At 67.4% G+C, this 12,107-nt stretch carries 17 protein-coding genes; all 17 read left to right on the top strand.

From position 1 onward, the window contains the following. The 17 genes from J2850_RS26140 (at position 1) to J2850_RS26060 (ending at position 12,105) form a co-directional block, all read left to right on the top strand. Positions 1–279 carry a helix-turn-helix domain-containing protein gene (locus tag J2850_RS26140; protein WP_209988659.1) on the top strand — a complete coding sequence of 93 codons (279 nt, stop codon included), beginning with the start codon at positions 1–3 and terminating at the stop codon, positions 277–279. 1 nt (position 280) lies between these two features. After that, positions 281–1,636, top strand: a complete 1,356-nt coding sequence (locus J2850_RS26135; RefSeq protein ID WP_209988656.1) for a hypothetical protein — start codon at positions 281–283, stop codon at positions 1,634–1,636. Next, complete coding sequence (locus tag J2850_RS26130; protein ID WP_209988653.1) at positions 1,633–2,253, top strand: transcription termination/antitermination NusG family protein; 621 nt, start codon at positions 1,633–1,635, stop codon at positions 2,251–2,253. The genes J2850_RS26135 and J2850_RS26130 overlap by 4 nt, the downstream gene beginning before the upstream one ends. A 122-nt stretch (positions 2,254–2,375) precedes the next feature. After that, complete coding sequence (locus J2850_RS26125) at positions 2,376–2,696, top strand: hypothetical protein (protein WP_209988652.1); 321 nt, start codon at positions 2,376–2,378, stop codon at positions 2,694–2,696. Positions 2,697–2,790: 94 nt separating this feature from the next. After that, the gene (locus J2850_RS26120) at positions 2,791–2,976 is read left to right on the top strand and encodes a hypothetical protein (protein ID WP_209988649.1); all 186 of its coding nucleotides are present in this window, start codon (positions 2,791–2,793) and stop codon (positions 2,974–2,976) included. Then, positions 2,976–3,278 (top strand): HNH endonuclease, encoded by a 303-nt coding sequence (locus J2850_RS26115; protein ID WP_209988646.1) that lies wholly within the window; start codon positions 2,976–2,978, stop codon positions 3,276–3,278. Before J2850_RS26120 ends, J2850_RS26115 begins: the two co-directional genes overlap by 1 nt. A gap of 97 nt (positions 3,279–3,375) precedes the next feature. After that, positions 3,376–3,897: a P27 family phage terminase small subunit gene (locus J2850_RS26110; RefSeq protein ID WP_209988643.1), complete on the top strand. Its 522-nt coding sequence runs from the start codon at positions 3,376–3,378 to the stop codon at positions 3,895–3,897. 71 nt (positions 3,898–3,968) lie between these two features. Next, positions 3,969–5,684 (top strand): terminase large subunit, encoded by a 1,716-nt coding sequence (locus tag J2850_RS26105; RefSeq protein ID WP_209988640.1) that lies wholly within the window; start codon positions 3,969–3,971, stop codon positions 5,682–5,684. 50 nt (positions 5,685–5,734) lie between these two features. Further along, positions 5,735–5,881 (top strand): hypothetical protein, encoded by a 147-nt coding sequence (locus tag J2850_RS26100; RefSeq protein WP_209988637.1) that lies wholly within the window; start codon positions 5,735–5,737, stop codon positions 5,879–5,881. Between the two features lie 35 nt (positions 5,882–5,916). After that, on the top strand, positions 5,917–7,284 hold the full coding sequence (locus tag J2850_RS26095; RefSeq protein WP_209988634.1) for a phage portal protein: 1,368 nt from the start codon (positions 5,917–5,919) through the stop codon (positions 7,282–7,284). A gap of 52 nt (positions 7,285–7,336) precedes the next feature. After that, complete coding sequence (locus J2850_RS26090; protein ID WP_209988631.1) at positions 7,337–8,182, top strand: S49 family peptidase; 846 nt, start codon at positions 7,337–7,339, stop codon at positions 8,180–8,182. A 40-nt stretch (positions 8,183–8,222) separates the two neighbouring features. Further along, entirely contained in the window at positions 8,223–9,551 is a 1,329-nt protein-coding gene (locus J2850_RS26085; RefSeq protein WP_209988627.1) for a phage major capsid protein, read from the top strand. A 58-nt stretch (positions 9,552–9,609) separates the two neighbouring features. Then, a complete protein-coding gene (locus tag J2850_RS26080; protein WP_209988624.1) occupies positions 9,610–10,074 on the top strand; it encodes a hypothetical protein in 465 nt (154 codons plus the stop codon). Positions 10,075–10,399: 325 nt separating this feature from the next. After that, entirely contained in the window at positions 10,400–10,624 is a 225-nt protein-coding gene (locus J2850_RS26075; RefSeq protein ID WP_209988622.1) for a hypothetical protein, read from the top strand. Positions 10,625–10,626: 2 nt separating this feature from the next. Next, positions 10,627–11,289, top strand: coding sequence for a hypothetical protein (locus tag J2850_RS26070; protein WP_209988619.1), 663 nt, complete (start codon positions 10,627–10,629; stop codon positions 11,287–11,289). After that, positions 11,289–11,642 (top strand): hypothetical protein, encoded by a 354-nt coding sequence (locus J2850_RS26065; RefSeq protein WP_209988616.1) that lies wholly within the window; start codon positions 11,289–11,291, stop codon positions 11,640–11,642. Before J2850_RS26070 ends, J2850_RS26065 begins: the two co-directional genes overlap by 1 nt. 4 nt (positions 11,643–11,646) lie before the next feature. Then, complete coding sequence (locus tag J2850_RS26060) at positions 11,647–12,105, top strand: hypothetical protein (RefSeq protein ID WP_209988613.1); 459 nt, start codon at positions 11,647–11,649, stop codon at positions 12,103–12,105. The last annotated feature ends 2 nt before the right edge of the window (positions 12,106–12,107 follow it).

The raw sequence follows: 12,107 nt of genomic DNA, 5'->3' as shown, positions 1-12,107 counted from the left end.
ATGGCTATCGACGGCCCCACCAACCCGCTCACTGCCTGGTGTGAGCTGCGCCGCCTGCTGCACCGCCGCCGCCTGGAGATGGGCTTGCGACAGGAAGATGTCGCCCGCATGGGCGCCTTCGCCCTGCGCACCCTGGAGCGTTGGGAGAACGGCGACTCGGAGCCGCCCGGCTTCGCGCTGTTCCGGTGGTGTTCTGTCCTCGGCGTCGTCCTCACCCCCTCCGTCGTCACCAACACCGCGCCGGCCAGGGAGCCGGCGCCCATCACCGTGGGAGGCTGATATGGCCGAAACGACCCTCCCGGAGCCCCTGGTCCCAACCGAAGTGGACCTGACCGACTTCAAATTCATGCCCCTGGAGGTCGCCCGCCTGCTGGATAGCGAGATCATGGCGCTTGAGGACGCGGAAGCGTTCCGGGCCGGCGTCGCGTCATGGTGCAAGGGATGGCACCAAATCCCCGCCGCGAGCCTGCCGAATGACGACGGCGCGCTGTGCAAGATGCTGGGTTACGGCCGGGACCTGAAAACCTGGGCAAAGCTGCGTAGGGCCGGCGCGCTGCGTGGCTGGATACTCTGCGCTGATGGGCGCCTCTATCATCCCATTGTTGCCGCGAAGGCTCTGGAGGCGTGGCTGGAGAAACTGGCGCAGCGCTTGAGCAGCGGTGCGGGCAACGCCAAGCGTTGGGGCATCGAGTTCGACGCAAGCCAGATAAATGAACAGGTTGCGACCGCGCGGCGCTTCCTGACGGCACTCGATCCGCAGTCCAAGGCACTGACCAAACGGAAGCCGCCGGCAATCCCGACGGGAAACCAGCAGGCAGTCCCGCAGGATATCCCGCCAGAACTCCCGAGCGAAGTCCCGCAAGATGATGATCAGCAATCCCGTCAGGACTCCCGACGGGATGTCGGTCAGGAGTCCCGTCAGGATCGCAAGAGACAGGGACAGGGACAGAGACAGGGAGATCTTAGCCTTGCCTCAGGAGATAAATCTCCTTCGGCGGCGGCTAAGGCGCGCGAGGCCGCGCTTTGCCAGCCGGCCGGAATTTCTGTCGATGACTTGACTGATTCCGTCGACGCCGTGTTTTCCGCTGTTGCCAAGGCTGCGGAAAACTGGTTCGATGTGACCGAGCGCGACCGCCACGACGGCGACGAGGTGGTCATCCGAGGCTGGCTGGGACTGGCCGGAAACGCTGGATTGTCGGACGCAGACGCCGTCCAGGCCATCGCCGAGGCCATCGACCGCCAGTTCGAGCGGCTGTCCAAGCGACCCCGTGTCGGCATGCCGGTCTCCCTGGAGCTGATCGACAAGGACGTTCGGACCGCCATCACCGCCGCCCGGCGCAATCCGTCAAAAGTGGCGGATGAGGTCCGCGCTCCCGAACCCTACGCCTCCCGCTTCACCGCGACGCAGTGGACCACCTGGCTGAAACCCTGCTCGGTTGCCGTCGAGGATCGGGTCGCCACCATCACCGCGCCCACCCTCGTCATCGCTGACCGCCTGCGCCAGCACCACGACCAGGACCTGCGCGACTGCCTCGATGTGGACGCGGTCGAAGTCGTGGTCTCCGCCCGGCGCAAGAGGGCGTCCGCCGCCATCATCCCCCATCCAGCGACCGTCGTCGCGGAGGCCTCGAAATGAGCGAAGGCAAGGCCCCCGAGGTGGCGCGCGTCGATAGTGGCGACGCGCCTGCCGAAATCCCGACCTTCGGGGGGAAGGTCTGGTACATCGCGGTGGTGAAGCCACTGGCCCAGTACCGCGAGATGGCGAAGAAGGCCCTTCGTGCCCGTGGATACGCGGTGTTCCTGCCGATGTGCCGGGAGATCGTCATCCAGTCCGGCCAGCAGGAGATCGTCGAGCGGCCGATGTACGGGCGCTACCTGTTCGTCGGCGTCGACCCCGGCGGCGATAGCTGGGCGATTCGGTGGGTGCCGGGTATCCAGCACATGACGCTCGATGCTCGCCGCCGGCCGGTCACCATCGCGGTGTCTGTGCTGTCGGCTATCGCGGACCGCATGGGTCGGGATGGCGGCGTGATTAATCTGGTTCCGCCACCCAAGGCCGTCGGCTCTGGCTTCATTCCTGGGCAACTCGTCCGCATCACGGACGGCACCCTGACTGGCTGGGAGGGCCTCTTCCAGGCGGACCAAGGGGCGCGGTGTCGAGTGCTGTTGACCGTCGCCGGTCCTGAATCAGCGCTCACGATCCCGGCCACCAGCCTGGAGGCGGTACAACCAGTTGACGGGCGAAAACGATAGGGTTACAACGGTCGGACAGGTGGACCCGATTTCCGGGTCCACTGCGGACGCCGTGTAGCGATCCGCCTTGCGCCCGCCCGGCCCTCGCCGTGGCGGGTTTTCTGCGTTTGGAGAACCCGCCAATGGCCGATCCTGCCGCTCACGACCTCGTCCAGATGGCGAAGTCCCTCTCCCCCACCGCCCTCGGCGTCGCTGCCGGCATGGTCGCCCGCTGGTCCCGTGAGGCTCGCAACAGCGGCTGGAAGGCCCTGCTGCGCATGATCATCCTGGACCTGCCGACCATGGGCGCGCTGACCATCGCCGCCGGCTCGGTCGCCCAGCAGATGAACGCCGACACGCTGACGGCCACCGGCATCGGCACCTGCGCCGGCTACGCCGGGTCGGAGATCCTCAAGACGCTTCTGGCGTGGCGGGCCGGCAAGCTGCCCGGTGGGCAGGGCTGACCATGACGGCCGCGTTCTTTGCCGAGGGGCTGTGGTGGGCCGGGGCAGTCGTTGCTGCCCTGAGCCTCGCCGTTCTGATCGGAGGGGGTTGGCGATGATCGACCACGAATCCTATCCGCAGGCCAGCCCCGCCGTGGCGGACCTGATCGACTGCCCCGCCCAGCGGGAGGCTTACCGCCGCGCCACCGAGCTGATCGGGCCGGCCCTCGCGCTTGTCGGCGGCCGCATGTCGGCCGGTGCGGTGGATGGCATCGGCGTGCCGCAGGTGGCGGAGGGCTGATGCCGTCCCGTCCGCCGGTCTTCCGCGCTCCCGGCTGGCGGCCTGCGCCACGCAAGCGCCCACAGGTCCAGGACAGCTACTACGGCTCCGCCGAATGGAAGCGTCTCCGCGAGGCGTGCTGGAAGCGGGACGGCTACCGCTGCACGGCCGAGCACTGCACCACCCCCGACCGCGGGTTCGGTGGCCGGGTGATCGCAGACCACATCATCCCGCGCCGAGAGGGTGGCGAGGACGCCCTGACGAACCTGCGAACCCTTTGCCCCACCTGCGATAATCGCCGGCACGGCAAGCGTGGTGGGTAGGGGGATGTCAATCCCTACAGGGGCTTAGGGTGTCCACCGGTGGGTGGTCAAATTCACGCGCGTGCAAAACGAAAACAAAAGGGTTCGGAGGCTGAAAATGGCAGGACGCCCCCCCAAGCCGACGCACCTGAAGCTGGTCACCGGCACGGCGCAGAAATGTCGCACCAACAAGCGGGAACCGAAGCCCGAACGCTCGATCCCGTCGCCGCCGGCTCACCTGACCGACAAGGCCAAGACCACTTGGGGCGCTGTCTCGGTGATCCTGGACAAGATGGGCGTGCTGACCGAAGCCGACGGCATGGCAATGGTCGGGCTGTGCGAGGCCTACGCGGACCTGCTGGCCGCGCGCGAGTCGCTGTCCCGGCCCCTGACGATGGTGTCGGAGGGTGCCGACGGCGAGAAGGCCAGCACCATCATCTTTGCCGAGGCAGGCGAGCGGTATTACTGGACCATAGGCAAGGGCGGCCCCATGCGCCGCGCCCGCCCGGAGGTCGCCGACATCGCCGATGCTGACCGGCGGTTCGCCGCTTGGCTGGCGAAGTTCGGCCTCACGCCGGCGGATCGGACCCGCGTGGCCGGCCAGCTACCCGGCGACAGCAACCCGTTCGCGGACCTGTAATGCCCCGCGCGCCTCGTCAGCACCAGCCGGGCGTCCGTCGAACCCGCGGCGCGGCCAGTGGCGGCAAGACCTTGGGCCCTGTCGCGCACCCGCATGTGGAGCTGGCCGAGCGCTACGTCGACGATGTGCTGTCCGGGACGGTGCCTGCCTGCAAATGGGTCAGGCTGGCGTGCCAGCGGCACCGGAACGACCTACGCGCCGACAACGTCGCGGACTGGCCGTACCGCTTCGATCCGGTGAAGGCCGAGAAAGCGTGCAAGTTCATCGAGCTGATGCCCCATACCAAGGGCAAGTGGGCGCGTCCGGATCCGCTGAACCCGAAAGGCCACCTGATCCGGCTGGAGCCCTGGCAATGCTTCATCGTCTGCATGGTCTTCGGGTGGGTGCGCAAGGCCGACGGGTTCCGCCGGTTCCGGCAGGTCTATATCGAGGTGCCGCGCAAGAACGGGAAGTCGGCCCTGGTGGCGGCCATCGGCCTCTACATGCTGTGCGCCGACGGCGAACAGGGCGCCGAGGTCTACTCGGGCGCCACGACGGAAAAGCAGGCCTGGGAGGTGTTCGGCCCGGCCCGGCAGATGGCGAACGGCCGGCCGGACCTGAAGCGGCATTTCGGGGTGGAGGTGAACGCCTCGAACATCTCGATCCTGGGCAACAGCAGCAAGTTCGAGCCCGTCATCGGCAAGCCCGGCGACGGCGCCTCGCCCTCCTGTTCGATCACGGACGAGTATCACGAGCACGCCACGTCCGATCAGTACGACACCATGGTCACCGGCATGGGCGCCCGCGAGCAGCCGCTGGCGATCGTCATCACCACGGCAGGCGATAACATCGCCGGCCCCTGTTACGACATGCGCGACGTCGTGCGGAAGGTGCTGGAGAAGGTCGCGAACGACGACGAGCTGTTCGGGATCATCTACACCGTCGACGACGCCGACGACTGGACCGCCGCCGAGGCATTGCGGAAGGCCAACCCCAACATGGGGGTGTCGGTCAGCGAGGAATTCCTGCTGGCCCGCCAGCGGGAGGCGATCAACAACACCCGCAACCGCGGGCGCTTCCTGACGAAGCACCTGAACAAGTGGGTGAACGCCCGGTCGGCCTACTTCGACATGGCGGCCTGGGATCGGTGCGAGGTGCGTGGACTATCGCTGGACGACTTCGTTGGCCGGCGGGTGGCTCTGGGGCTCGACCTGTCGAGCAAGATCGATGTCGCAGCGCTGGAGGTTCTGGTCCTGCCGGAGAGTGAAGATGAGCCCTACCGGGTCTTCACCTTCCATTATCTGCCGGAGGAAACCGTCCTGCAGCCCGAGAACGAGCACTATCAGGCGTGGGACGCGGACGGCTGGCTGATCGTCACCGAGGGCAACATCATCGATTATGGGGTGATCGAGGAGGACATCCTCGACCTCTGCGCCCGGTTCCAGGTCGAGAACATTGCCTACGACCCGCACCAGGCGACGATGCTGGTAACGCGGCTACAGGCACGGAACGCTCCGGTGACGGAGTACCGGCCGTTGGTGTTGACCTTCAGCGAGCCGATGAAGGAATTGGACGCCCTGATCCGGGCCGGGAAATTGCAGCATGCCGGCGACCCCGGCATGAAGTGGATGATGTCCAACGTCGTGGCCCGGCCTGACAAGAAGGACAACGTCTACCCGACCAAGGAAAAGGACTCGAAGAAGATCGACGGGCCGGTGGCCCTCATCTCCGCCCTCGGCGTCTCGATGGCTCCAGCCAACGACGACGAGGACATTCCCGAGGATTTCGACGTCAAGGTTTGGGGGTAGGCATGGCCGACCAGAAACAACAGCCCGCGGCGCCCGTTCGGGATGCCGCGTTGGATCGGGTGCGCCTGCTTCTCGCCGCGAGCGGAGTCGGGCTGATCGGGTACGGGGCTTGGCTCCACTACCCGCCGGCCGGCTTCGTCACCTCCGGCGTCCTGCTGTTCGCTGTCGCCATGGTCGGCGCGTTGAGGGCGCGCTGATGGGCGGGTGGCTAACCGCCATTCTTGGCGGATCTGTGGGATCGCCGTCCGCCTCGGCTCCCTCGCTGCCCGGCACGACCAGCGGCTCTGCCGACCCGGCTGGCTGGCTGGTGGACTTGTTCGGCGGCATGGTCACGGCGACCGGCCTGCGGGTCGGTGTGCAGGACGCACTACGCCTGCCGGGCGTTGCCGCCTGCATCCAGGTGCTGTCCGAAGACCTCGCCAAGGTGCCGCTCGTCGTCTACCGGAAGCAGCACGGAGGCGAGAAGGTGGAGGCAACCGACCACCCGCTCTATCGGTTGCTGAACGGGCATCCAGCTCCTTGGCTGCCGGCGTTTCATTGGCGCCGTACGATGATCCACAACGCCATGGCACTGGGGAACCAGTTCAATCGGGTCCAACGCCGTGGCGGAGAGGTCGGCCGGATTTCCCCGCTCCAGCCCGGCCGGACACTGGTCCGCTGGACGACGGAGGGGGAGCCCTTCTACGACGTGATGGACGGTGCTCGCACCGTGACGGGGCTGCCCTTCCACGAGGTGCTCCACATCCCCTACCGAGCGAGCAACGACGGTGCCGATTACGGTGGGTTGTGGGGGAGATCGCCGCTGGAGATGCACCGGGAGTCGTTGGCGCTCGCCATTGCTGCCGAACGCTTCGCCGCGCGCTTCTTCGCCAACGGCGCCCGCCCGTCGGTGGTGGTCGAGATGTCGGGCAAGATGCCCAACGATCAGGTCGCGAACCGTGTCCGGGCCGGGCTGGAGAGGGCGATGGGTGGGCTGGACAACGCTTTCAAGATCGCCGTTCTCGAAATGGGCATGAAGCTCAAGGAGCTGACGGCCAAGAACAGCGACAGCCAATTGATCGAGGTGCGCAAGCAGGCCGCCCTGGAGCAGGCGACCATGTTCAACATGCCGCCGCACAAGATCGGTATCCTGGACCGGGCCACCTTCTCCAACATCGAGCACCAGGCCATCGAGTACGTGACCGGGCCGGTGACGGCGCTCGCTCGCGGCATCGAGGCGGCACTGGAGACCTCCTGCCTGTCCGAGGCCGAGCGGGAGGATTACGAGATCCGCCACGATCTCGACGACCTTCTGCGCGGCGACATCGCCAGCCGGTACCGGGCTTACGCCATCGGCCGGCAATGGGGCTGGTTGTCGGCTGACGACGTGCGTGGGTGGGAGGACATGAACCCGCTTCCGCACGGCCAGGGAAAGACCTACCTGACGCCGCTCAACATGGTGCCGGCCGGGACCGAGCAGCGGCCGGACGGCTCCGGAGCCGATGTGCTGTTCGCCCCGACGCGCTACGCGGCCGCCCACGATGCGCGCCAGCAGGCGCTGACCTCCTCCCTGGTCGGGCCGCACGGCGAAACCCTCTTCCTGCCGCCACCGTCGAACTGAGGAACCATCCATGACACTGGCTTATCTGGGCCTCGCGGCGGAGCCGTGGGCAATGACTAAGCACGCCCTGCGCGAACTCGCCCGCACCCCGGACCTCGCGCAGAAGCTGCCGATCGAGAACGACGCTGCGGCCCGCAACAAGGCGCTGATGCCCATCGCCGGCCCGGCCACCCGCAGCCTGGATGGCGGATCGGGGCGAGCGATGGTGGTCGATGGCGTCGCCTGCATCCCGGTCATCGGCCCGATCTTCCCGCGCGACAACTTCCTGACCCGCTACGGCTATGCGACCTCCATCACCGGGGTGCAGCGCGACCTGTTCGCCGCATTGGCGGCCGACGACGTGAATGCCTGCCTGCTCGTGATCGACAGTCCGGGCGGGGCGGTATCCGGGGTCAACGGGCTGGCAGACCAGCTTTTCGCCGCCCGCTCGGTCAAGCCGCTGGCAGCCCACGCCACCGGCACCGCGGCGAGCGGTGCCTACTGGCTCGGCTCACAGGCGGAGCGCTTCACCATCGAGCGCACCGGCATCGTCGGCTCGATTGGCGTGGTGGTCTGCATGCCCAAGCAGACGGAGGCAGATGTCGACGGGAACGTCTGGTTCGACATCGTCTCGACGAATGCCCCGAACAAGCGCCCCGATCCCAGCACAGACGACGGCATGGCCGAGATCGTGGCAACCCTGGACGCCCTGGAGGGGCAGTTCATCGCCGATGTCTCCCGCGGCCGCAACGTGGCTGCCGACAAGGTGACGTCCGACTTCGGGCGGGGCGGCACCAGGGTCGGCGCCGACGCCCAGGCGGCCGGCATGGTTGACGGGATTTCCTCCATCGACGCTGCGCTTACCCGGATGGCGCGGGTCGGCAAGAGCTTCCGCAAGGGCCAGCAGGCTGCGCGGTAACTGGGGCTCCGCCCCATCCTTCCTCACACGGAGCATCAACATGTTCGACATCCCCAGCCTGCGGCAGGAGCAGGCCCGCATCGAGGGTGAGCTGAAGGCGCTCAACCTCGGCGTCAACAGCTCGGACGAAGTCCTGGCGAAGGCCGAGAAGCTGACGGCCGATCTGGAGCGCGTCGCCCAGCACCTCGCGCTGGCCGAGCGCCAACAGAAGGCGCGCGGCGCCACCGCCACCGGCACGGAGGAATCCCTCGGCGGCGAGTCGGGCGGCAACTCGGCCGCGACCGTCCCGGCGCAGGTCGCCGAGAAAGAGGATCCCGGCATCAACTTCGCGCGCGCCGTTCGTGCCATCACCATCGGCGTCGACGCCAAGGACCATTCCGTCGCGACGAAATGGGCGGGCAAGACCTTCGGTGAGCGTCATCCGGTTGCGCAGGAGATCGGCGCGGCCATGCAGAGCAACGACATGACCGGCGGCGGCGTGTTCATCCCCGAACGCCTGTCGGAAGCGTTGATCCCGCTGCTGCTGCCGCGCACGGCGATGCGCCGCATTTCCACTGCAGTTCCGCTGGTCGGTGGCTCCGACAACGTCCCGACGGTCGAGAAGGGCATCAACGCCCATTACATCGGCGAGGGGCAGGACCTGCTGTCGGAGGAGCCCGAGTTCGGCCTGTTCTCCGCCAAGGAGCGCGAGATCGGCGCCCTGGTGCCGATCTCCAACAAGCTGCTGCGGCTCGCCTCCCGTCCGATCGACATGTACGTCCGCAACATGATCCTGGACGGCTTCGCGCAAACGGAGGACCTGTTCTTCTACCGCGGTCCCGGCACCGACGCGACGCCGAAGGGGCTCCGCTTCCAGGTCGATCCGAGGCACGTCATCGCGGCGCCGGCTGGCAGCACCGTTGCCGATATCGACAAGGCCGCGGCGCAGATGGTGCTGAAGCTATCGCTGGCCAACATCCCCATGATCCGTCCGGCGTGGCTGATGCATGACCGCGTGTTCCTCTGGCTCCAGAACCTGCGGGACGCCAATGGCAACAAGGTCTATCCGTCGCTCGATGCGCTCCAGCCGACCTGGAAGGGCTATCCGGTCGAGCGCTACAACCGCATCCCGGCCAACCTCGGCGCTGGGCACAATGAGACGGAAATCACGCTGGGCGACTTTTCCTTCTCCATGGTGATGGACAGCTACAAGGTGTCCATCGACATTAGCAAGGAGGCCAGCTACTCGGTCGGCGGGACGCAGAAGTCAGCGTTCTCTCTGAACCAGACGGTGATCCGCGCCATGTCGGCGCACGAATACGGCCTCAGCCGCAAGAATGCCTTCGTGGTGATGACGGGCATCACCTGGGGCGCCGACTATCTGGTCTGAAGACGGAGCGCCCCAAGGCGCCCTCTCCACTTCCACCCGATTCATCATGGAGACCCTGATGTTCTCTCTCGGCCGCGACATCGTGGCAGAGCTAGGGCCGTGCGCCTTTGCTCTGCCCGCCACTTCCGCCACTGCCGGCGGGGCTGGCGACGGCACCGCCGCCAACGGCGTCACCATCGACCTGACCGCGCTGCCTGGCGGCGTGCGAGCCGAATCGATCGCCTTCCTGATCGGCGCCAAGGCGACGCTCGCCGCCACCAAGACGCTGACGGTTGCCGCGCGCATCCTGACCAGCCCCGACGGCTCGGTCTGGACGGAAGCGGTGGCGTCCGCCTCCATCCTGGTGCTGACCGGCGGCGCGGGCGGCACCACCGAAGCTGGAACTGGCCGGATCGGCATCTCGCTCGAATACTGCAAGCAGTTCGTCCGGATGGAGGTGACGCCGGACCTGTCCGCCACCGCCACCGACACCGCCAGCCTGTTCGGTCTGGCTGTCTTCGGCGGTGCGGATCGGCTCCCATGATCACCGTCCGGTTCCGCCGGCACGCTCCCCCGTATGCTGCGGGGGAGGTGGCGGGCTTCCCGGAGAAGGAAGCAATCCGGCTTCGCAATGCTGGCGCCGTCGTTTTTCTCAACAGCGACGAGGGCCGGCCGCACATCGCAGAGGAAGAAGGGCAGAGCGACCCTGCCACGGAACCCACCGAGGCCGCAGACCCGGTGGCGGAGGTGGGTGGCCCGGTTTCAGACGCCGACCCTGCCACGGAACCCACCGAGGCCGCCCGCGCTTCTGGCCCCCATGGGAATAGGGCTCGGTCGGCCCGGGTCGCCCGATAACCACGGAGGGCTAGATGGTTGATCAGGGTTCGCAGATTGCTGCGGTGACCGGCTATTCCTACAGGGGGATTGTGGGAAATAGGCAGCGCTTCCAGCGTCGCCAAAGTGATGGCGGCCGGTTCGTAGCTCTTGTTCCATTGGGCGTCGGCTTCGCCGAAGCCGTTGAGGAACTCAGGGCGCCTCGCTGCTTTTATGTGGTGTACCCGGCCCGCTGGGTCGGCGAGCGGTGTGAGGGCTGAAGATGGCCATCACCACCGTCACCGCCCCGGCCGCCGACCGGCGACTCTGCTCCATCGCCGACCTGAAGGCAGAGCTTGGCATTGACGCGAACGACACTCTGTTTGATGTCTGGCTGTCGACTGAATGCCTGTCCGCCTCCGACCGGGTGGCCGAGGCCTGCGGCGTGGCCGCCGACGATGACGGCGAGGCGCCCGCGACCTTCGTGCAGGAGATCGCGGCCATCACCTTCGGCGCCGCCGATATCCCGAACGGGAATGTGCTGGAGCTTCCCTGGCGCTTCCCGGCCCGCGTGACGAGCGTCACCGTGGCTGGGCAGATGCTGGCCCCTGCGCTTTACCGGCCGCAGCCGAAGGCCGGGCTGATTTCCAGAGTGGACGCCTGTGGGCGGCCCGCTTGCTGGGCTCGTGCCGAGACCTCGGTGGCGGTGGTATCCGGGTGGGAGCCCGGCAAGGTGCCAACCGTTCTTCAGGATGCCGTTAAGCGGCTGGTGCGCCTGCGCTGGGAGGCCAAGGACCGGGACCAGTTGGTGAAGGCCGAAGAAACCGATGGCGTCGGGCGCACCGAATATTGGGTGGGCGGCACGTCGGCCAACGGCTCCGCACTGCCGGCCGACGTGCTGGCGTCGCTTCAGGCGGCCGGCTACGTCAACGTGGTGATCGCCTGATGGCCCGCTCCCGCGAAGCCCGCATGATCGACCGCCGCGGCGCCCTAGTGGTGTTGCGCCGGCCGTCCGGCACCATCCCCCCCACCTTCACCGACGTGGTCCTGAAGGCGTTCTGGCGGGAGACCGGCAGCGACACCCTGACCGGCTCCGCGGCGCAGAGGACCTTTTCCATCATCGTCGCCGCCGACGCCCTGGCGGAGACCGCCTTCCCGCCGGACGGCCCGGCAAAGGGCGATCACGTCATCATCAAGCCCACCATCGTGGGTGGCGCCTGGACCGGTGGTGGTCAGACCCTGACCGTCTCCTCCCCCGGCGAGCGCCCCAGCGGCTGGTGGATGGAAGCGAAGGGCTGAACCCATGGCGACAATCCAAGCCTTCGACGCAATCCGGAGCTTCATCGAGGCCGGCTGGCCGGATGCCGCCCCGCAGGCCTGCCCGCTGGCCTGGGACAACGAGCCGATCGCGCTGCCGCAGCCATTTGGTCCGACCGGCCTCGACGGTGCAGCCGTCATCAACGCATGGGGCAAGGTGCTGGTGGATGGCGACCTGTGGTCGCAGCAGTCCATTGGCAGCGGCGACCCGGCCGAAGAGCGCTGGGACGAGACCGGTACGCTGATGGTGTTCGCCTTTAGCCCCGTCGGCTCCGGCTCCCGGCTGAACCGCGAGCTGCTGACCGCCTTCGCCGAGATGTGCCGCGGGCAGGACATCGGCAGCGTCGAGTTTCAGGACACCCGTTTCGACCCCATCGGCGCCAAGGACGACACCGGCAACTGGTGGGGCATGCACATCGTCATCGACTGGATCAGGAAAGGATAGCC

The sequence above is a fragment of the Azospirillum picis genome (assembly GCF_017876115.1).
GTDB lineage: Bacteria > Pseudomonadota > Alphaproteobacteria > Azospirillales > Azospirillaceae > Azospirillum > Azospirillum picis.
The sequence above is the reverse complement of the archived record's forward strand: the minus strand, read 5'-3'. Positions and strand labels throughout refer to the sequence as shown.